Annotated in this window: 19 protein-coding genes; 11 read left to right on the forward strand and 8 right to left on the reverse strand. The window is 61.8% G+C overall.

The window, feature by feature from the left end; all coding sequences use genetic code 11:
- Positions 1-33 precede the first annotated feature (33 nt).
- A complete protein-coding gene (locus tag E5K00_RS04530; protein ID WP_135462069.1) occupies positions 34-693 on the forward strand; it encodes a metal-dependent transcriptional regulator in 660 nt (219 codons plus the stop codon).
- A gap of 169 nt (positions 694-862) precedes the next feature.
- On the forward strand, positions 863-2,254 hold the full coding sequence (mnmE, locus tag E5K00_RS04535; RefSeq protein WP_135462070.1) for a tRNA uridine-5-carboxymethylaminomethyl(34) synthesis GTPase MnmE: 1,392 nt from the start codon (positions 863-865) through the stop codon (positions 2,252-2,254).
- 8 nt (positions 2,255-2,262) lie between these two features.
- Here the strand turns inward: mnmE and E5K00_RS04540 are convergent, their stop codons facing one another.
- Complete coding sequence (locus E5K00_RS04540; RefSeq protein WP_135462071.1) at positions 2,263-3,159, reverse strand: aldo/keto reductase; 897 nt, start codon at positions 3,157-3,159, stop codon at positions 2,263-2,265.
- A 302-nt stretch (positions 3,160-3,461) separates the two neighbouring features.
- On the opposite strand from E5K00_RS04540, the gene E5K00_RS04545 reads away from it, so the two are divergent.
- Complete coding sequence (locus tag E5K00_RS04545) at positions 3,462-4,751, forward strand: citrate synthase (RefSeq protein ID WP_135462072.1); 1,290 nt, start codon at positions 3,462-3,464, stop codon at positions 4,749-4,751.
- A gap of 95 nt (positions 4,752-4,846) precedes the next feature.
- On the opposite strand, the gene E5K00_RS04550 is transcribed toward E5K00_RS04545, so the two are convergent.
- The 7 genes from E5K00_RS04550 to lepA all read right to left on the reverse strand — a co-directional run bounded on the left by E5K00_RS04550 (position 4,847) and on the right by lepA (position 11,940).
- On the reverse strand, positions 4,847-5,203 hold the full coding sequence (locus E5K00_RS04550; protein ID WP_135462073.1) for a hypothetical protein: 357 nt from the start codon (positions 5,201-5,203) through the stop codon (positions 4,847-4,849).
- 290 nt (positions 5,204-5,493) lie between these two features.
- The gene (locus tag E5K00_RS04555; RefSeq protein ID WP_135462074.1) at positions 5,494-5,856 is read right to left on the reverse strand and encodes a hypothetical protein; all 363 of its coding nucleotides are present in this window, start codon (positions 5,854-5,856) and stop codon (positions 5,494-5,496) included.
- Between the two features lie 310 nt (positions 5,857-6,166).
- Positions 6,167-8,089 (reverse strand): OmpA family protein, encoded by a 1,923-nt coding sequence (locus tag E5K00_RS04560; RefSeq protein ID WP_245328206.1) that lies wholly within the window; start codon positions 8,087-8,089, stop codon positions 6,167-6,169.
- A 38-nt stretch (positions 8,090-8,127) separates the two neighbouring features.
- Positions 8,128-8,778, reverse strand: coding sequence for a 7-carboxy-7-deazaguanine synthase QueE (locus tag E5K00_RS04565; protein ID WP_394346314.1), 651 nt, complete (start codon positions 8,776-8,778; stop codon positions 8,128-8,130).
- A 129-nt stretch (positions 8,779-8,907) separates the two neighbouring features.
- Positions 8,908-9,831 carry a bifunctional 5,10-methylenetetrahydrofolate dehydrogenase/5,10-methenyltetrahydrofolate cyclohydrolase gene (locus tag E5K00_RS04570; RefSeq protein WP_135462076.1) on the reverse strand — a complete coding sequence of 308 codons (924 nt, stop codon included), beginning with the start codon at positions 9,829-9,831 and terminating at the stop codon, positions 8,908-8,910.
- A 17-nt stretch (positions 9,832-9,848) separates the two neighbouring features.
- Complete coding sequence (locus E5K00_RS04575; protein WP_135462077.1) at positions 9,849-10,046, reverse strand: hypothetical protein; 198 nt, start codon at positions 10,044-10,046, stop codon at positions 9,849-9,851.
- A gap of 106 nt (positions 10,047-10,152) precedes the next feature.
- The gene (gene lepA / locus E5K00_RS04580) at positions 10,153-11,940 is read right to left on the reverse strand and encodes a translation elongation factor 4 (protein ID WP_135462078.1); all 1,788 of its coding nucleotides are present in this window, start codon (positions 11,938-11,940) and stop codon (positions 10,153-10,155) included.
- A gap of 133 nt (positions 11,941-12,073) precedes the next feature.
- Between lepA and E5K00_RS04585 the strand changes: the two genes are divergently transcribed.
- The 8 genes from E5K00_RS04585 to E5K00_RS04620 all read left to right on the forward strand — a co-directional run bounded on the left by E5K00_RS04585 (position 12,074) and on the right by E5K00_RS04620 (position 19,646).
- On the forward strand, positions 12,074-12,913 hold the full coding sequence (locus E5K00_RS04585) for a hypothetical protein (protein WP_135462079.1): 840 nt from the start codon (positions 12,074-12,076) through the stop codon (positions 12,911-12,913).
- Between the two features lie 61 nt (positions 12,914-12,974).
- Complete coding sequence (locus E5K00_RS04590; RefSeq protein WP_135462080.1) at positions 12,975-13,385, forward strand: GlcG/HbpS family heme-binding protein; 411 nt, start codon at positions 12,975-12,977, stop codon at positions 13,383-13,385.
- A 171-nt stretch (positions 13,386-13,556) separates the two neighbouring features.
- Complete coding sequence (locus tag E5K00_RS04595) at positions 13,557-13,910, forward strand: hypothetical protein (protein WP_135462081.1); 354 nt, start codon at positions 13,557-13,559, stop codon at positions 13,908-13,910.
- A 129-nt stretch (positions 13,911-14,039) separates the two neighbouring features.
- On the forward strand, positions 14,040-16,223 hold the full coding sequence (locus E5K00_RS04600; protein WP_135462082.1) for a catalase: 2,184 nt from the start codon (positions 14,040-14,042) through the stop codon (positions 16,221-16,223).
- Positions 16,224-16,342: 119 nt separating this feature from the next.
- Positions 16,343-16,945 (forward strand): Uma2 family endonuclease, encoded by a 603-nt coding sequence (locus E5K00_RS04605; RefSeq protein WP_245328207.1) that lies wholly within the window; start codon positions 16,343-16,345, stop codon positions 16,943-16,945.
- 20 nt (positions 16,946-16,965) lie between these two features.
- A complete protein-coding gene (locus E5K00_RS04610; RefSeq protein ID WP_135462083.1) occupies positions 16,966-17,571 on the forward strand; it encodes a Uma2 family endonuclease in 606 nt (201 codons plus the stop codon).
- Positions 17,572-17,686: 115 nt separating this feature from the next.
- A complete protein-coding gene (locus E5K00_RS04615) occupies positions 17,687-18,556 on the forward strand; it encodes a carboxypeptidase-like regulatory domain-containing protein (protein WP_135462084.1) in 870 nt (289 codons plus the stop codon).
- A gap of 805 nt (positions 18,557-19,361) precedes the next feature.
- Positions 19,362-19,646 (forward strand): hypothetical protein, encoded by a 285-nt coding sequence (locus tag E5K00_RS04620; RefSeq protein WP_135462085.1) that lies wholly within the window; start codon positions 19,362-19,364, stop codon positions 19,644-19,646.
- Positions 19,647-19,661 lie beyond the last annotated feature (15 nt).

A 19,661-nucleotide genomic window follows, 5' to 3' on the forward strand; every position in this document is an offset into this window, starting at 1 on the left:
AATTCCTAATTTTGGGCCCTAACCCCGCCCGTCTTGCCCAGCTACACCGAGGAAAACTACCTGAAGGCCATTTTCAAGCTGTCCGAAGCCGAACCCGGCCAGGAAGTGAGTACCAACCGCATTGCCGAGGTGCTGCAAACCCGGGCCGCCTCCGTGACGGATATGCTGCGCCGCCTGGGCGAGAAGGGCCTGCTCAACTACACCCGCTACCGGGGCGTGTCGCTCACGCCCGAGGGCCGGCGCCTGGCCCTGCTCACCATCCGCAAGCACCGGCTCTGGGAAGTATTTCTGGTGCAGAAGCTGGGCTTCAACTGGGATGAGGTGCACGAGGTGGCCGAGGAAATGGAGCACATTCAGTCCCCGCTGCTGGTGCGCCGCCTCGACGAGTTTCTGGGCTTCCCGCAAACCGACCCCCACGGCGACCCTATCCCGACGGAGGAAGGCGCCATCCTGCGGCCCCAGAACCGCCTCGTGGCCGACCTCACCCCCGGCGACTTCGGCACCGTGGTAGCCGTCAAAAATACCTCGGCCTCCTTTCTGCAGTACCTGGATAAAGTCGGGCTGTGCCTGGGTGCCCACCTTGAAGTTCTGGACAAAGTCAGCTTTGACAATTCTCTGGAAATCAAAGTCAACAAAAACAAAACCACCTTGATTTCGGCCGAAGTCAGCCGCAACCTGTTCGTTACGGGCTAGGCCGGAGCGCGAACGGTGTAGTTCGCCTGCCCCGCGCCGCAGCAACGGTGGTCGTTCTGGCCCGCGAACTACAACCGAAGGTCAGCGCAGCTAAAGTTCACCCTACTGACTTGCGCCTCGCAACCCTGCCGGGTTGCGTACCTTTGCAGCTTCACTTCTTTGCTTGCCCGTGGCTCTTCCGCTTCCTCCCGCGCTTTCCGATACCATCGTTGCCCTTTCCACGCCACCCGGCTCCGGGGCCATTGCCATGCTCCGCCTCTCCGGTCCCGAGGCCATTGCCCTAACCGACGCCGTGTTTGTCGGCAAAAAACTCCAAACCCAGCCCAGCCACACCCTGCACTTCGGCACCATTCGCGACGGGGCCCGCATTCTGGACGAAGTCGTCGTGTCGCTCTTCAAAGGGCCCAACTCCTACACGCGGGAAGACGTGGTCGAAATCAGCTGCCACGGCTCCGACTACATCGTCGAGCAGATTCTGACGTTGCTCACCCGCCGCGGCGCCCGCCTGGCCGAAGCCGGCGAGTTCACGAAGCGCGCCTTTTTGCACGGGGCCTTCGACCTGGCCCAGGCCGAAGCCGTAGCCGACCTGATTGCCGCCGACTCGGCCCTGTCGCACCAAGTGGCGTTGCAGCAGATGCGCGGGGGCTTCTCGCAGGAGCTGCGCGAGCTGCGCGGCCGGCTGGTGCAGTTTGCCGCGTTATTGGAGCTGGAGCTCGACTTTGGCGAAGAAGACGTGGAGTTTGCCGACCGCACCGGCCTGGTCAAGCTCCTGAATGAGGTGCAGACCCTGGTTCGTCGCCTGCTGCGCTCCTTCGAGCTGGGCAACGTTATCAAGAACGGCGTCACCACCGTTATTGCCGGCCGGCCCAACGCGGGCAAGTCGACCCTGCTCAACGCCCTGCTCAACGAGGAGCGCGCCATCGTCTCGGCCGTGGCCGGCACCACCCGCGACCTGATTGAGGACGAGGTCAGCATCGAGGGTATCCGCTTCCGCTTCGTGGATACGGCCGGCCTGCGCGACACCGCCGACGTGGTCGAATCCATCGGGGTGGAGCGCACCAGGAAGCGCGTTACCCAGGCGGCCTTGCTGATTTATCTGTTTGATATTACGAGTACAACGCCCCCGGAGCTTGAAGCCGAGATTGAAGCCCTGAACCCCGGCCGCCGCATTCCGGTGCTGGCCGTCGGCAACAAGCTCGACGTAGCTTCCGACCCCGAAATCGAAGCCTTCCAGAATCAGCCCGACGTGCTGCTCATCGCCGCCGCCCGCGGCGACGGCCTCGACGAGCTGCGCGAAGCCCTGCTGCTGAAAGTGCGCGGCGAAGGCCTCGACCGCACCGGCCAGATCACCATCGTGACCAACCTGCGCCACGCCCGCAGCCTGGAGCAAACCAACCAGGCCCTCGACGCGGTGCTCGTGGGCATTGAGGCCGGCACCGGCACCGAGCTGCTGGCCGCCGACCTGCGCCAGGCCCTGGCTTCCCTGGGCGAAATCACCGGCGAAATTTCCTCCGACGACCTTCTGACCAGCATCTTTACGCAGTTCTGCATCGGCAAGTAGGCGGTGCCTCAGCGGTGCTGCTCGTACCGGTTGGCCGGCAACGCCTGCCGTAGCGTTTGGAGCTGCTCGGTGGATAGCGGGGAGCGTTGGGCCGCCCTAATGGCATCAGCAAGCTGCTCGCCGGTGCGGATTCCCAACACGGCGGAAGCCACGACGGGCTGGGCCAGCACGAAACCCACGGCTACTTCGGCCGTTGAGCCAACTCTTTCCGCGACCTGCCGCACGACGGCGGCGGCGCGCGCCACTTCCTCAGCGGAGTAATTCAGGTAAGGCTTACCTGGCTTACCCGCCAATAAGCCCTGCCCGTAGCTGCCCCGCGCCAGCACGCTGATCTGGTGCTCACGCAGCAGTTCCAGGCAGCTTTCCTCCGGCCGCCGGTCCAGCACGCTGTACTGCATCATCACGCTGGCAATGTTGGACTTGCGCACGTACTCGCGAATCACGTTGGGCCGAATCGAGGAAATGCCGTACGCCCGGATTTTGCCCTGCGCCTGAAGCAGCTCAAAGGCTTCAATGGTCTCGTCTATCGGGTCCTCCAGGGTGCCACCATGGAGCTGGTAGAGGTCGATGTAGTCGGTTTGCAGCCGGCGCAGGCTCTGCTCCACGGCCTGCAGGATGTAGGCTTTCGTGGGGTTCCAGTCCCAGCCGCTGCCGTCGGGCCGCCACTGGTTGCCGACTTTGGTCGCCAGAATCACGTCCTGCCGCCGGCCCTGGAAGGCCTTGCCCACGGTTATTTCATTCTCGCCCCGGTCGTAGAGGTCGGCCGTGTCGAAGAGGGTGATGCCCGCGTCCAGGGCGCGGTGCAGCAGCGCGGCGTTGGCCGCGTGCTCGGGCCCCAAAGACATACAGCCGAAGCTGACGGCGCTGACCTGAATTGAGGATTTACCCAACTGATTGTAGTTCATACCGTATAGGTTGCAGCCCGGCTACCGGGATTGTGCTGATGGGCTATCCAACCGTTTTGGGGTACTTAGGGTTGGGCCACGCCGGCTTTTTCTCCGAAAACCCCGCCCCGCAGGCTGGTTCGTAAGTAACTTTTCCCGAATAGTAGAATCTAACCCTTCTAGGGCGTAATTTGCGCGGCGGCCCGCACTGAGCCGTTTTGTATCCAAACAACACCCTGGGGCAAGCTGTAGTACTAGTGTTTCTCTCCCGCACTTTCTTATTCTTTAGTTTCGCCCCGCAACCACCTCTCTAACCCAGTCCTATGGCAGAGTCTGCTGAACTGATCCTCGACGGGAAGTCCTACTCCTTCCCCGTCACCGAGGGCACCGAACACGAAAAGGCAATTGACATTGCCAAGCTGCGTGACCAGACCGGTTACATCACTATCGATTCGGGCTACAAAAACACGGGAGCTACCAAAAGCGCCATTACGTTCCTCGACGGCGAGGAAGGCATCCTGCGCTACCGCGGCTACCCGATTGAGCAGCTGGCCGAGCAGTCCAGCTTTATCGAAGTAGCATACCTGCTGATCTACGGCAAGCTGCCCACCCAGGCCGAGCTCGACGACTTCAGCCACCAGATTACCAAGCACACCCTCGTGCACGAAGACGTGCGCAAGATTTTCGACGGCTTCCCCTCGGCGGCCCACCCCATGGCCATCCTGAGCAGCCTGATCTGCTCGCTGACCGCCTTCTACCCCGAAAGCGTGTCGCCGGATCTGAGCAAGGAAGAAATTGACCTGAACGTAATCCGTCTCATGGCCAAGATTTCGACCATTGCCGCCTGGACCTACAAGAACAACATGGGCCATCCGCTGAACTATCCGCGGAACGACCTCGACTACTGCGCCAACTTCCTGTACATGATGTTCAGCTTCCCCACGGAGAAGTATGAAATCGACCCGCGCATCGTGTCGGCCCTCAACAAGCTGCTCATCCTGCACGCCGACCACGAGCAGAACTGCTCTACCTCGACCGTGCGCCTGGTGGGCTCGGCCAACGCCTCGCTCTACGGCTCGGTTTCGGCCGGTATCAACGCCCTGTGGGGCCCGCTGCACGGCGGTGCCAACCAGGAAGTGCTGGAAATGCTGCAGGCTATTCAGAAGGACGGCGGCGACACGAGCAAGTTCATTGCCAAGGCCAAAGACAAAAACGACTCGTTCCGTCTGATGGGCTTCGGGCACCGCGTCTACAAGAACTTCGACCCCCGCGCCAAGATCATCAAGAAGGCCGCCGACGAAGTGCTGTCCGCGCTGGGCATCAACGACCCGCTGCTGAAGATTGCCCAGGAGCTGGAGCAGGCGGCCCTCACCGACGAGTATTTCATTGAGCGTAAGCTGTATCCGAACGTTGACTTCTACTCCGGCATCATCTACCGCGCCATCGGCATCCCGACCGAGATGTTCACGGTGATGTTTGCCCTGGGCCGCCTGCCCGGCTGGATTGCCCAGTGGAAAGAGATGCGCGAAAACAAGGAGCCCATCGGCCGTCCCCGGCAGGTGTACACCGGCGAGCTGGAGCGCGACTACGTCGGCATCGAGCAACGCTCGTAAGCTGCGTAACGTGCCAATACAAGAAAGGACCCGCTGCAAGGCGGGTCCTTTTCTTTGTGCCCTACCCAGGCAGGGCCAGCAGCATGCACTGCTGGTTAGCGGCCGTTGAAGGCCGTCACGCTCAGCTTCGACTGGGTGTAAGCGGCCATTTGCCGGGGCCACAGAATGGAAGCCAAATCCCACTCGTAGCGCATCTGCACTTCGGCCATGCGCTCATCCAGGGCCGGGCTGCCGCTGAAACGGGCTTTCACCTCGGCGACTTCGCTGAGCATCCGCAGGTTGAGCTGCTTCACTTTTAAGTACTGGCCTTCATCCAGCTTGGCCGTTTCCGACATGCGCTTCGTAAGTGCTGCGGCGCGCCCTTTCAGGGCCGTTTCGTCGCCGCTGCCGGCCTGCGCCAACGTGGGCAGGGCAAGCCCCGCCAGCAGGGCAAAAAGGTAAATCTTTTTCATGATGGTGAACGTGGTTGAGATGGTGGGATGCGGAGAACAGGCAGGCGTTGGTGGTATCGTAGGCACTTGCTAGTCAGCACCTTCAATACTTACAATATCTATATGAATATAGACATTTCAATTGAATAAACCCAAAAAAATACCTGTTTTGCAATAAATATAAAAACACAAGTTATGGCCTGATTGCAATGGAATACCGGGCTGCACCCGCAGTATGGGCACTGCACCCGAGTGGTAAGCCACATAAAAAAGCCTGCTAGTCGCAGGCTTTTTTATGTGGTAGGCAGTTCCTAGCGGCCTCCCAGTGCCGTCATGCTGGTGCGTGACTGCTGGTACACGGCAAACTGAGCGGGGCGCAGCACGGATGCCAGCTCGGCTTCGTAGCGCGACTGAGCAGTGGCCAGCTGCTGGTCCAGAATGGCCGGATCGGCAGCGAAGCGGACTTTCAGGTCGTCTACTTCCGTCAGCATCCGTAGGTTGAGCTGCTTCACCTTCAGGTACTGGCCTTCGTCGAGGCGGGCCTTTTCCGCCATAGCGCGCGTCAGGGAAGTAGCGCGGGCCTGCAGGGCGGCGGGGCCATCCGTGTCGTTGGAAGCAACAGCTCCACTTTGCACGCCCAGGGCCAGCAAAGCGAAAAGATAGATTTTTTTCATAACGGTGAAAGAGTGTGATAAGAAGTGAAGTGAATGAGCGGCGAAAACGACCAGTAAGATTTGACCGATAAGAATGGGCCGATTTCTGATTTGCCCGTTCCGGTCTATCCCCTGGAAGTATAGCCAAACATAAATTATATTATTTAATAATACAAAGATTATTTATGATTATTTTATTCAAGTACTTTCATGATAATTCACTAATAGACTCATGATGAGGCAAGTAATAATCCTACGACAAAGACATACTCCAATAAAAAAACCTGGCAGCAGCGCTACCAGGTTCAGTCGGTTTCTTAGCCGTCGAGCCTTATAGGATCTTCAGCTCAATCCGCCGGTTTTGCTGGCGGTGGGCTTCCGAATCGTTGGGGGCCAGGGGTTTGGTTTCGCCGTACCCCTTGTAGCGCAGGCGGGTGGCTTTCACCCCGTGCTCAATCAGGTAGTTATAGACGGCACGGGCCCGGTTCTGCGACAGGGTGATGTTGTCCGCGTCGGCGCCCACGTCATCGGTGTGGCCCGATACCTCGACCTGCACGTCCTGGTATTGCCGCATAAACTGAATCAGGCGGTTTAGCTCGGTGCGCGAAGTAGGCTTAAGATCAAACTGATTGGTATCGAAAAACAGGTTGTTGAGCACGATGCTGCGCCCGGCCCGCAGCGGTTCCAGGTAGATGTCCAGGGTCAGCGGGTCGAAGGCGCGCTTGTCGGAATAGTCGAAGCTCAGGCTCTTCATCAGGTACTTGTCGGCCACGGCGTACATGGCGTACTGCCGGCCCTCGTTGAGGACCACGGTATAGTCGCCGTCTTCGGAGTCGGAAGTCACGTACTGGGTCAGCTCATCGGTCAGCAGGTCGAACAGCTGCACATCGGCCTTGATGGGCTTTTTGGTAATGGCATCGAAGACCCGGCCCTGGGTGTAGGTGCTGGTTTCGCGGGCTTTCACGGGCTGGGGCACCTCGAAGGCAAACAGCTCCACGGGCCGGTCCCGCTCGGCCTTCACGCCCACTTCCGGGGCCCGGGAGCGGGAACAGAAGCCGCGGCGGTTGTCGGAGGAAATAAACAGGGAGGCTTCGTTTTCGAACGTGTTGAGCGGGTAGCCCAGGTTCTGCGGGTCGCTCCACTTATTGCCGGCCTGCAGCTCGCACCGGAACACGTCCAGCCCACCCATGCCCACCAGCCCATCGGTGACGTAGTAGAGCGTGGTGCCGCTGGCGTGGATGAAGGGGGCCATGTCCTTGCCGGGCGTGTTGACCGGCTCGCCCAGGTTGCGGGCCAGACTCCAGGTGCCGTCGTCCTGCAGGGTCGTCACGTAGAGGTCTTCCTGGCCCTTGCCGCCCCGGCGGGTGGAGGTGAAATACAGGGTGCGGCCGTCGGCCGACAGCGTGGGCTGGGAGTCCCACTCCACCGAGTTGACGTTGCGGCCCAGGTTCTGGGGCTTGCTCCAAGCATTGCCGGTCCGACGCGAAATGTACAGGTCACAGTTGCCCACGGCGTTGGGCCGGTCGCAGGAAGCGAATACCAGCGTCTTGCCGTCCCCCGAAATCGAGCCCGCGCCTTCGTTGTAGCTGGTGTTGATGGCCGGCGAAATCGACACGGGGTTGCCCAGGGAGCCATCCTTGTTTTGCTTGGCAATGAACAGATCCTCGTTGCTTTGCACCGTGGGCCGGGCCGTGTACACCAGAAACCGGTTGTCGGCCGTCAGGGCCGGGAAGTACTGGTAGCGGAAGGTGTTCATCGGCTCCGTGAGGCGCGTGGGCTCAATACCGACGGGGCTGGCCATGGCCTTCACGGCAAACTCGCAGTTGAGCAGCTGCCGCTGGGCCCGGAATACGAAGCGCTGGCCTTTCGGAGCCGTTTTGATAAAGCGCTTGTAGTTGTCGCCGGCCGTGGGGTAGTCGCCGAAGCTCATGGCCAGGTCGGCCAGCGTGTAGTAGTCCAGGGACCGGGCCGGGTCGAGCGGCAGCTTGGTGAGTCCGTCGCGGTAGGCCTCAAACGCCCCCCGGTTTTCGCCCATGGCCTTCAGCAGGGAGCCTTTCATCACGTAGGGCTCACCCAGGGACGGGAACTTCTGGTTGAGGACGGTCAGCGTTTCAATAGCCTTCTCGAACTGCCGGTCACGGGCCTGGCTCTGGGCCTTATCGTACAGGCTTTTGGCTTTGGTGTTGGTGCTCGACAGCTTGTTCTGGGCAGTGGCTGCCGTGGGCGGTAGAATACCCAGACCAAATAGAAGCAAAAGGGGAAGTTGTAGCAAGGGGCGCATAGGGCCGGAAGCTACGGAATATCAAGGTATTTATGCGTCTGCAAGGACACCTGCCAGCGCGGATTTTCTTTCACGTAATCCACTATCAGCGGCATCATTTGCGGGGCTTTGCTCCACTCGGGCTGTAAGTACAGGCGGGTATGCTCGCCCACCAGGGCGGCGTGCTGCTCGGCCCAGGCAAAGTCGCTTTTGTTGAAGATGATGATTTTCAGCTCGTGGGCCTGCCGCACCACCTCGGGCAGCGGGGCCTTGAACTTCTTGGGCGACACGCAAATCCAGTCCCACTGGCCCGACAGCGGGTAGGCGCCGGAGGTTTCAATCCAGTTCTGGCAGCCGGCGGCGTGCAACGCGGCCGTCAGCTCGGTCAAATCGTGCATCAGCGGCTCGCCGCCGGTAATTACCACGTTGCGGCCGGGGTGCGCCGTAACGGCGGCCACCATGTCGGCAATGGCCACGCGCGGGTGGGCATCAGCATCCCACGACTCTTTCACGTCGCACCACACGCAGCCGACGTCGCAGCCGCCCAGGCGCAGGAAGTAGGCCGCGCGGCCCGTGTTGTAGCCCTCGCCCTGAATGGTGTAAAACTGCTCCATCAGGGGCAGGGTGGCCACCGCCGGCCCAGCGGCCGGGGGCGTCGACGTTATTGGAAGTACGTGCAGCAAAACGAAGGAAAAACGGGTAAGTCCGGCCGCGGCCCAAGGTACCCAGGCGCGTTGCCGCGCCGGCCCTGGGCCGCAACCGGACCTCAAAAGTACGATAACCGCCTGTATTTCGAAAGGTTGCGGCTTGAATTAGCCGGCCTTGCGCGGGTACACCTCCCCTTTGGCCGCCCGCAACGTGTTCAGCAGCAGCATGGCAATGGTCATGGGACCTACGCCGCCGGGCACGGGCGTGATGTAGCTGGCCTTGGGCGCCACCTCGTCGAAGTTCACGTCGCCGCGCAGGGCCCAGCCGGCTTTCTTGGTGGCATCCTCCACCCGGGTCGTGCCCACGTCGATAACCACCGCGCCGGGGCTGACCATGTCGGCCGTGACGAAGCCCGGCCGGCCCAGCGCCGCCACCAGAATGTCGGCGGTGCGGGTAATTTCGGCCAGGTTCTGGGTACGGGAGTGGCATAAAGTCACGGTGCAGTTGCCCGGCTCCAAGTTCTTGGCCAGCAAGATGCTAACCGGCGTACCCACAATGTTGCTCCGTCCGATTACCACGCAGTGCTTGCCATCCGTCACCAGCTCGTAACGGCGCAGCAGCTCCACGATGCCCGAGGGCGTAGCGGGCAGCAGCGCCGGCAAGCCAGCCACCATCCGCCCGATGTTCATGGGGTGAAAACCGTCCACGTCCTTTTCGGGGCGGATGGCTTCGATGACCTTGTTGGGGTCGATGTGCTTGGGCAGGGGCAGCTGCACGATGAAGCCGTCAATCTGCTCGTCCCGGTTCAGCTCCTGCACCTTGGCCAATAGCTCGGCCTCGGTGATGTCGTCTTCGTAGCGCAGCAGGGTGCTTTCGAAGCCGACCCGCTCGCAGGCCAGCACCTTGTTGCGGACGTAGGTTTCGGAGCCGCCGTCGTGGCCGACGAGGATGGCGGCCAGGTGGGGCACTTTCAGGCCGGCGGCCTTGCGCTGGGCAACTTCGGCGGCAATTTCCACTTTGATGTCTTCGGCGGTCTGCTTGCCGTCGATAAGGCGGTAGGTGGCGGGGGCTTCAGGAGCAGTGGTCATGCGGGGTCGGGGTTGGGTTATACTAATCCTTGGTCGGGGTTGGGGGTCGTGGGGTGGGTTAGCTGGTGGCGGGCAATGGCGGCCGCGCCTTCGGTCAGGATGGCTTGCTCCATCTGGGGCCAGTCGTCGCGCCAGCGGAACTTGCGCTCCTGGCCTTTAACGATTTTCTCCAGCTGCGCCTGGCTCGTGCAATTCTTGGTGAGGGAAGTAGACATAAGGTAAGGGGAAAGTCATACGACGCCTTTGCAAGAATGGTATGAGGTGAAAAATGAGGGAAGTCACGCGCAAAAAAAACGCGGCTCGGGGGCCGCGTTCTGGTACTCAATCCAATTTGAGGACGGCCAAAAAGGCCTCCTGGGGTATTTCGACGGAACCGACCGAGCGCATGCGCTTCTTGCCTTCCTTCTGCTTTTCGAGCAGCTTGCGCTTGCGGCTGATGTCGCCGCCGTAGCACTTGGCAATTACGTTTTTGCGCAGGGCTTTCACAGTCTCGCGGGCAATGATTTTCTGCCCGATCGAGGCCTGAATGGCAATGTCGAACATCTGGCGGGGCAGCAGCTCGCGCAGCTTTTCGCAGATGCGCTTGCCCCACTCGTAGCTCTTGGAGCGGTGCACGATGGCCGACAAGGCATCGACCTTCTCGCCGTTGAGCATGATGTCGAGCTTGACCATGTCCGACTCGCGGAAGCCGATCAGCTCGTAGTCGAGCGAGGCGTAGCCGCGCGAAATGGTCTTGAGCTTGTCGAAGAAGTCGAACACGATTTCGGACAGGGGCAGCTCGAAGTTCATTTCCACCCGCTCACTGGTCAGGTAGCTCTGGCCCTTAATCACGCCGCGCTTTTCCATGCACAGCGTAATGATGGCCCCGACGTACTCGGCCGCCGTGATGATCTGGGCCTTGATGAAGGGCTCCTCAATGTGCTTAATCAGGTTCGGCTCCGGCATTTCGGAGGGCGCGTTGATGGTCAGCAGCTGGTCTTTGGTGCCGGTGGCGTGAAACTGCACGCTGGGCACGGTGGTAATGACCGTCATGTTGAACTCGCGCTCCAGGCGCTCCTGCACGATTTCCATGTGCAGCATGCCCAAAAAGCCGCAGCGGAAGCCGAAGCCCAGGGCCGCCGAGGTTTCGGGCTCCCACACCAGGGAGGCGTCGTTGAGCTGAAGCTTTTCCATCGAGGAGCGCAGCTCCTCGTACTCGGTGGTGTCCACCGGGTAGATGCCGGCAAATACCATCGGCTTCACGTCCTCGAAGCCCACAATGGCTTCCTCGGTAGGGCGGGCCGTGTGCGTAATCGTGTCGCCGACCTTTACTTCCCGGGCTTCTTTGATGCCCGAAATCAGGTAGCCCACGTTGCCGGCGCTCATTTCCTGGCGGGGTTCCTGGTTGAGGCCCAGAATCCCGATTTCGTCGGCGCCGTATTCCTTGCCGGTGGCCATGAAGCGGAGCTTGTCGCCCTTGCGCATGGTGCCGTTCTTGATGCGGAACAGGACCTCGATACCGCGGTAGGAGTTGAAGACCGAGTCGAAAATCAGGGCTTGCAGCGGGGCTTCCGGGTCGCCTTTCGGCGCCGGGATACGGTCGCAGATGGCGTTCAGGATGTTCTCGATGCCGATACCAGTTTTGCCGGAGGCGTGGATGATATCCTCGATGTCGCAGCCGATCAGGTCCACGATTTCGTCGGATACTTCCTCGGGCATGGCGTGCGGCAGGTCAATCTTGTTGAGCACCGGAATGATTTCCAGGTCCGAGCCGATGGCCAGGTACAGGTTGGAAATCGTCTGGGCCTCAATGCCCTGCGAGGCGTCCACGATCAGCAAAGCGCCTTCGCAGGCGGCAATGGAGCGGCTTACTTCGTAGCTGAAGTCGACGTGCCCGGGCGTGTCAATCAGGTTGAGCGTGTACATTTCCCCCTTGTAGGGGTACTGCATCTGGATGGCGTGGCTCTTGATGGTAATGCCCCGCTCCCGCTCCAGATCCATGTTATCGAGCAGCTGGGCCTGCATGTCGCGCTTCGACACGGTGCTGGTAAATTCCAGGAGCCGGTCGGCCAGCGTGCTTTTGCCGTGGTCGATGTGGGCGATGATGCAGAAATTGCGAATGTTCTTCACTAGTGGCGTATTTTCAAAGACGAAGGTAGGCAAAACCGCCCGCAAATGCTATTCGGGGCCGCGACCCGTCGGCTTGTAGTCAACCCCAGACTCGCTATTTTTAGTCCGCCCAAGTCCTTTTTATTTCGAATCTATGTCCGCTCCGGCCCCCGCTGTCAGTTACAGCGCCTCCACCAAAACCACCATTACGGCCCTCAACAGCACCTTTATCTACCTGCTGGCCTACATGCTCACGCAGGGCCTCTACCAGGCTGCCACCGTGGCCATGGCCCGCCGCCTGAGCATTCCCGGCGTGTGGCGGCCCAGCAGCATCCGCTTCAGCATCAGCGACCCGGAGTGGTGGCGCACGGCGGTGCTGGCCGTGTACGGCGTGGGCCCGGCGGTGTGCGCCGCGCTGGGCGTAGTGGCGGGCCTGTGGTTCTGGCACCGGGCCCGCCACCGCAAGGGCTTGCTGAAGCTGTTTCTGCTCTGGCTTACCCTGCACTGCTGCAACCTGGTGCTGGGGGCCCTGGTAGCCGATACGTTCGTGGAAAACTGGGCCTGGTACATTCCCAGCTGGCTGTTTATGGCCGGCAATATTCCCAACGTCATCGTGGCGGTTCTCAGCGGGCTGGTTCAGCTGGGCTTTGGCTACCTGGCGGCCATCGGCTTTCTGCAAAGCCACGACTCGATTACCCTGATGCAGTACCCCAACCGCCGCCAGCTGATTGTAGCGGGCATTCTGGTGCCCTGGGTGGCGGGCAGCCTGGTGCTGGCCGCGCTGAAATGGCCCGACCTGAGCCGCAACGAAGTGCTGCATTTCGTGAGCATGGGCCTGCTGCTGCTGCCTATGGCCCTGAAAAGCACCCAGGATCTGTTTGAGTTTACCGTGCCCAAGTCCCGCAAAACCCAGCTGGCCTGGGGGCTCGTGCTGCTGACGAGCCTGGTATGCCTGAGCTGGCGGCTGGTGCTGCAGGCCGGCGTGGCTTTTTAGCCGGCCCGCCCAACCTTAGTGCCCGGGCCGGGGTTACTAGCGCACAACCAACCTCCCCTTCATGAGCATTCTTCTCGAACAAGCCCAGGCCGCCGTGCGCGCCGCCCAGCAAAAAGCCCTCGAAATGGGCGTAAAGATGAACATTGCCGTGGTCGATGCCGGGGCCAACCTCACGGCCTTCGCCCGCATGGACGGCGCCTGGCTCGGCTCCCTGGACATCTCCATCAAGAAGGCCAAAACCGCCCGCTTCTTCGACATGCCTACCGGCGAGCTGGGCAAGATTTCCCAGCCCGGCGGCCCGCTCTTCAACATTGAGCACTCCAACGGCGGCCTGATTACCTTCCCCGGCGGCATTCCCATCCTCGACAGCAACGGCCGCGTCATCGGGGCCATCGGCGTGTCGGGCAGCACCGTGGAAGACGACCACGCCGTGGCCCAGGCCGGGGTAGCGGCCGTGCGCGACGTGCGCTAAGCCCGGCCAACAGCCAGTCGTTCGACAGCCGGACTGCCGCCAGGTAGTCCGGCTGTTTGGCTTTCGGGGGTAAGCTCCTCGTTAACGAAAGCGGGGCCGGCGCGTACTGGTAGGCAGCAGCCGGGCGCGGCCCTCGCGCTTTTCCCCCTCCAACCCCACCACCCAAAAGCTATGAGCGTCAAACTTAACCCCGCGGCCGTAATCTACGCCAGGCAGCTGATTCAGGACGGCAAAATCAAGAACGACCAGGGCCACTGGGGCGCGCACAACCCCGACTCCGCGGCCGAAAACAAGTTCCTCGACCAGCACGAAATGGCCGAGTACGCCCAGTGGCACCTGGGCCAGGACGCCAGCCACGGTGAAGACACCAAGGGCCGCTACAAGTTTCCCTACGGCGACTTCAAGACCGTGCACCGCGACGGACTCATTGCCGCCAAGGAGCGGGCCGCCCAGCAGGGCTACCACGACATCGAGCAGGCCGCCGACGAGCTACTACAGGCCCTGGAAAAGAAAGCCAGCGCCTAACCCAAATCCCGTTGCGCCCTGTCACCGCACGCCTGACGACGGCCGGGGCGGGGCCGCGCCCATACGGCCAGCTCCGCCCCGGCTGGCTTTTTCACTATTCTCTTCCGCCTCTACCCCTTGCCTACCAACATGGCCAAGCCCTCCAAGTCCCAACCAACTACCCCAACGCCGCCCGCCGCGTCGGCCGCTGCTGCTTCCGACGCCAAATCGGCCGACCTGGAGCAAAACCGCGAGTACGGCCACGGCGAGCTGCTGACCTCCAACCAGGGCCTGCGCGTGAACGACGACCAGAACTCGCTGAAAGCCGGCGAGCGGGGCCCCACGCTGCTGGAAGACTTCCTGCTGCGCGAGAAAATCACCCACTTCGACCACGAGCGGATTCCGGAGCGGGTGGTGCACGCCCGCGGCGTGGCCGCCCACGGCTACTTCGAGGCCTACGACAACGCCAGCCAGTACTCCAAGGCCCATTTTCTGCAGCCCGGCACCCGCACGCCCATCTTCACCCGCTTCAGCACCGTGGCCGGCTTCCGCGGCTCCACCGATATGGCCCGCGACGTGCGCGGCTTCGCGGTGAAGTTCTACACCCAGGAAGGCATCTACGACTTCGTGGGCAACAACATTCCGGTGTTCTTCATCCAGGACGCCATCAAGTTTCCGGACCTGATCCACGCCGTGAAGCCCGAGCCCCACAACGAAATTCCGCAGGCGGCCTCGGCCCACAACACGTTCTGGGACTTTATTTCGGCCAATCCCGAGTCGATGCACATGATTTTGTGGGCCATGTCGGACCGGGCCATTCCGCGCAACCTGCGCATGATGGAGGGCTTCAACGTGCACACCTGGCGCCTGATTGACGCGCAGAATAAGTCGCGCTTCGTCAAGTTTCACTGGAAGCCCAAGCTGGGCATCAAGTCGGTGGTGTGGGACGAGGCCCTGCAGATTTCGGGCAAGGACCCCGACTTCCACCGCCGCGACCTGTGGGACAACATCGAGGCCGGCAACTTCCCCGAGTGGGAGCTGGGCGTGCAGATGGTGGAGGAAGAAGACGAGTTCAAGTTCGATTTCGACCTGCTCGATGCCACCAAGATTATTCCCGAGGAGCTGGTGCCCGTCACCATTATCGGGCGCATGGTGCTGGACCGCAACCCCGACAACTACTTCGCCGAAACCGAGCAGGTGGCCTTCCATCCCGGCCACGTCGTGCCCGGCATCGACTTCACCAACGACCCGCTGCTGCAAGGCCGGCTGTTCTCCTACACCGACACCCAGCTTACCCGCCTGGGCAGCCCAAACTTCCACGAAATCCCGATTAACCGCTCCGTCGCGCCCATCCACAACAACCAGCGCGACGGCCACATGCGCCAGCAGATCAACGTGGGCAAGAGCAGCTACGGCCCCAACCTGCTCAACGACAACTCGCCCCGGCAGGCCAAGCAGAGCGAGGGCGGCTTCGTGAGCCACCACGAGCGGATGGAAGCCCATAAGGTGCGGGCCCGCAGCAAGAGCTTCGTCGATCACTACTCCCAGGCCCGCCTGTTCTGGAACAGCCAGGCCGACATCGAGAAAGTCCACATCGTCAAGGCCCTGCGCTTCGAGCTGGGCAAGGTGGAGGCCGAATCGGTACGTAAGCGCATGCTGATGCAGCTCAGCCTGGTAGCCACTGAGCTGGCCACCCGCGTAGCCAAGGGCCTGGGCCTGGAAGTGCCTACCGCCGAGGGCGTGCAGCTCAACTACGGCTTGGGCGCCGATGCTGACGTGGCCGCCCACCAGTCGAAGCCCGCCTCCGGCAACGAGCCGAAGTCGGACGCGCTGAGCATCGAAAACTCGCCTTATAACGCCAAAAAGAGCATCGAAACCAAGCAGGTGGCCATCCTGGCCGCCGACGGGGCCGATGGCGCGGCCATTGCCTCCCTCACCAAGGCCCTGGAAGCCAAGGGCGCCGTCGCCAAGCTGGTAGCCCCCCACCTGGGCAAGCTGCGCGTGCAGGGCGGCGAGGCTCTGACCGTCGACTTCAGCCTGCAAACCACGGCCTCCGTGCTGTTCGACGGCGTGTACGTGGTCGGCGACGGCCAGGCCCTCAGCCAGCAGCACGACGCGGTGCACTTCGTGAACGAGGCTTTCCGCCACTGCAAGCCCGTGGGGGCTACGGCGGCCGGCAAAGCCCTGCTGAGCGAGGCGGCCTACGGCGGCGCCAAGGACCTGCTGAGCAGCGACGGAGTAACCATCGGCGACAACGGCACCGACCAGTTCCTGACCGACCTGGCCCAGGGCCGCTTCTGGAGCCGGGAGCTGAACGCCGAGCCCAAGGTGTAGGCGCGCTTATCTTAGGTAAAACGGCCCCCACGCTACCGGTAGCGTGGGGGCCGTGTGCGTTGGGGCCACCCGGCCCGGCCGTTTTTGCGTATCTTCAGGCTGCTATTATTCTCCTTCCTATGCGCCCTACTCTCACCGAAGACGTCATTACCCTGCGCGGCCCCCTGCTGGCCGGCATGTCCGACGACGAGTTCTTCGAATTCTGCCAGCAGCACCCCGAGCTGCGCATTGAGCGCACGGCCGACCACGAAATCATGATTATGTCGCCCACCGGCAGCCGCTCCGGCAAACGCAACGCCCGCCTGAATGGGCAACTCTACATCTGGTTTCAAGCCAATGCGCAGCTGGGGGAATTCTTCGACTCCAACACCGGCTTTACCCTGCCCGACGGCTCGGTTCTGTCGCCGGATGCCTCCTGGGTGTCGGCCGCCAAGTGGAACGCCCTGACTACCGCCCAGCAGGACAAGTTCGCGCCCGTCTGCCCCGAGTTTGTGGTCGAGCTCAAGTCGGCTACCGACACGCTGCGCACCCTCCAGGCCAAGATGCTCGACTACCTGCGCAACGGTACCCAGCTGGCCTGGCTGCTCGACCCCGACGCCGAAACCGCCTATATCTACCGCCCCGGCCGGCCCGAGCCCGAAGTCGTGCAGGGGTTCGATAACGAGCTGTCCGGCGAGACGGTGCTGCCCGGCTTTCAGCTGCGCCTCGCCGAGCTGCGCTAACCTACCTAACGCCTGTACCCATGCATATCACGCTCCTGCCCAACGAAGCGCCGCTGACGCTCAGCGGCCCCAGCCTGGCCCAGATGACGGACGACGAGTTTTTCGACTTCTGCCGCCAGCATCCCGATTTGCATATTGAGCGCACGCCTCAGCTAACTATCGTCATTATGTCGCCCACGGGTAGCCTTTCCAGTCAGCGCAACGCGGAAATCAACTTTCAGCTGAGCCTTTGGAACCGGCAGCAGCGGCTGGGGCGCGTATTCGACTCCAACGGCGGCTTTCGCCTGCCCGATGGCTCCATGCGGGCTCCGGATGCTGCCTGGCTCACCAACGCCCGCTGGGATGCCCTGACTCTGGAGCAGCAAAAGAAGTTCGCCCCCCTCTGCCCGGAGTTCGTGCTGGAGCTGGCTTCCGAAACCGACAGCATCGCCGACCTCCAGGCCAAGATGCGCGACTGGCTCCGCAACGGGGCCCAGCTGGCCTGGCTGGTGGTGCCCGACACCGAAACCGCCTATATCTACCGCCCCGGCCAGCCCGAGCCCGAAGTCGTGCAGGGGTTCGATAACGAGTTGTCCGGCGAAACGGTGCTACCCGGCTTTCAGCTCCGCCTCGCCGAGCTGCGCTAGCCCCATTCCCTCCTTCCTTATATCTATTAAAAGCGCCCGGCAAGTCCGGCCGGGCGCTGGCTGTCGTAGGTAGGCTACCGGTTGCTCTACTACCGCCCCCTCTAGTCACCCGCCTATGTTGCTTCGCCTGCTGGCCGGCCTGTTGCTGCTGCTGCTGCCTGCCACCCTCGCCCGGGCCCAAACCGTTACCGTCACGGGCCAGGTGCTCAACGCCCGCACCCAGGAGCCCGTCCCTTTCGCCATCCTGGGGGTGCGGGGCAAGGCCATCGGCACCGCCGCCGACGAGCAGGGCCGCTACCTGCTGCGCCTGCCCTCCACCGAGTTGCGCGACACGCTCATCATTTCCTGCGTGGGCTACGAAGCCCGCCTGGTGCCGCCCGCCCAGCTCGGGGCCGGGCAGCGGGTGTTTCAGCTCACGCCCCAGCCGCAGGTGCTCCGGGAAGTAACCATCCAAAGCCGCCGGGTGAAGCCTGGCAAGCTGGGCCGCGCCACCGACAAGGCCGACGTGCGCTGGATGGGCGGCAGCTCGGGCAAAACCACCGTCGACGACGAATGGGGCTGGGAAATCGGGGCCCTGCTCACGCCCGAGCGCCGCTCCTACCTCGAAGAGCTGCACGTCTATTTCACCGACAACAAGTACGAGCTGCTGCGCTTTCGCCTGAACCTCTACACCGTGAAAAATGGCCGGCCCGACCAGCTCCTGAGCACCCAGGACGTGCAGCTCATCTGCCCGCCCACCCGCCAGGGCTGGCTCAAGCTCGATTTGCGCCCCTATAATATTGAGCTGGAGGCCCAGCCCGTAGCCGCCACCCTGCAATGGCTGCAAAGCGAAAAGAAAGACCCCGAAGACAAGTACTTCTCCATCCCCGTCATCCGCCAGAAGCAGCCCGGCATGGTGGAGCGCGAAAACGGCCACGCCGCCTGGACCGTCCACAATCTGCTCCCCAGCCTCTACTTCACCGTGTTGACGGAAGAAAAGAAGTAGCGGGGTTGAGACTAGCGTCTGTCATCCTGAGCCTGCGAAGGACCTTCCCCCTACCGTATCAGCCAGAACCATGTAGAGACGCAACCTTGCGTCTCATCGTCCGCGCCACTCGAACGAGTATCGTTCAACGACGAGACGCAACTATGCGTCTCTACGCCCAACCCCATCAGCAGGTAGTGTGAACAGGCCCACCGCCCGCAGCGCCCCTCCCCCCCCGGCGGCAGAAGCCGGCTGCTACCCATAAGCTTCATGTCACCCTCACTGAAGCCCTTGTCAGGCTCGGTGAAGCGCATGCCACCTCCGTTGAGGTTCATGTCACGGTAGTTCAACCTCCTGTCACCCCCGTCAAGGCTCCTGTCACCCCTGTTGAGCCTCTTGCCACCTCCGTTGAAGTCCATGCCACCCTTGCTGAGCCTCCTGTCACCCCCATTCAGGCTCATGTCACGCCGGTTGAACCTCTTGCCAGCTCAAGTGAAGTTCCTGCCACCGGATGCAACCCTGCTGCCACCCCACCCCCAGCCCTTGCCGCCCCGGCCGCAGCTAATGACACTTGGGCAACGGCCATTGTCACCTCGTCATCGTGGCTTACCGCACCCGCCCGCCAGCCCCAGCGGGGCGGCATGTCGGTAGCAAGACCGGCTACCCTTGTATTGCCAAAGCCCCAGCGGGGCAGCACCAATCGTTGCAACGATTGGTGCCGCCCCGCTGGGGCTTCAACGATATTCGCCTGATCATTACTACCGACATGTCGCCCCGCTGGGGCTGGCCGGGTTATTTAAAACCTGTCATTTGCTGCCATTAAACTATGATTTTCACTATCGACAACCGACACTTCGAAATCCTGCACGCCACCGATATTCCAGCGCGCGACGGGTTAGCCTGGGAATTGTGGGAACATACAGACGAGGGCCGCACGATGCTCGTGGAAATATTCCGGCATGATGATCTAAAAAGAATTGACTTCCAGACTTTCGGAACTTCAAACATTCCGTACGCTGCCCTAGAAGTCATTCTTCATGATTTTGATACGACCGGCGGAAAGGAGTTTATGGATACCCCACTGAAGATGCGTAGCTCTTCTTCGCTCTGATAGGAATCCACAAAA

Origin of the sequence: Hymenobacter aquaticus (assembly GCF_004765605.1) — a bacterium.
GTDB lineage: Bacteria > Bacteroidota > Bacteroidia > Cytophagales > Hymenobacteraceae > Hymenobacter > Hymenobacter aquaticus.

Excerpts from the sequence above, each read along its gene's own strand:
- E5K00_RS04540 (WP_135462071.1), bottom strand. The coding sequence starts at position 3,159 with ATGAACTACAATCAGTTGGGTAAATCCTCAATTCAGGTCAGCGCCGTC.
- E5K00_RS04545 (WP_135462072.1), top strand. The coding sequence starts at position 3,462 with ATGGCAGAGTCTGCTGAACTGATCCTCGACGGGAAGTCCTACTCCTTC.
- E5K00_RS04550 (WP_135462073.1), bottom strand. The coding sequence starts at position 5,203 with ATGAAAAAGATTTACCTTTTTGCCCTGCTGGCGGGGCTTGCCCTGCCC.
- E5K00_RS04555 (WP_135462074.1), bottom strand. The coding sequence starts at position 5,856 with ATGAAAAAAATCTATCTTTTCGCTTTGCTGGCCCTGGGCGTGCAAAGT.
- E5K00_RS04570 (WP_135462076.1), bottom strand. The coding sequence starts at position 9,831 with ATGACCACTGCTCCTGAAGCCCCCGCCACCTACCGCCTTATCGACGGC.
- E5K00_RS04575 (WP_135462077.1), bottom strand. The coding sequence starts at position 10,046 with ATGTCTACTTCCCTCACCAAGAATTGCACGAGCCAGGCGCAGCTGGAG.
- E5K00_RS04585 (WP_135462079.1), top strand. The coding sequence starts at position 12,074 with ATGTCCGCTCCGGCCCCCGCTGTCAGTTACAGCGCCTCCACCAAAACC.
- E5K00_RS04590 (WP_135462080.1), top strand. The coding sequence starts at position 12,975 with ATGAGCATTCTTCTCGAACAAGCCCAGGCCGCCGTGCGCGCCGCCCAG.
- E5K00_RS04595 (WP_135462081.1), top strand. The coding sequence starts at position 13,557 with ATGAGCGTCAAACTTAACCCCGCGGCCGTAATCTACGCCAGGCAGCTG.
- E5K00_RS04600 (WP_135462082.1), top strand. The coding sequence starts at position 14,040 with ATGGCCAAGCCCTCCAAGTCCCAACCAACTACCCCAACGCCGCCCGCC.
- E5K00_RS04605 (WP_245328207.1), top strand. The coding sequence starts at position 16,343 with ATGCGCCCTACTCTCACCGAAGACGTCATTACCCTGCGCGGCCCCCTG.
- E5K00_RS04610 (WP_135462083.1), top strand. The coding sequence starts at position 16,966 with ATGCATATCACGCTCCTGCCCAACGAAGCGCCGCTGACGCTCAGCGGC.
- E5K00_RS04615 (WP_135462084.1), top strand. The coding sequence starts at position 17,687 with ATGTTGCTTCGCCTGCTGGCCGGCCTGTTGCTGCTGCTGCTGCCTGCC.
- E5K00_RS04620 (WP_135462085.1), top strand. The coding sequence starts at position 19,362 with ATGATTTTCACTATCGACAACCGACACTTCGAAATCCTGCACGCCACC.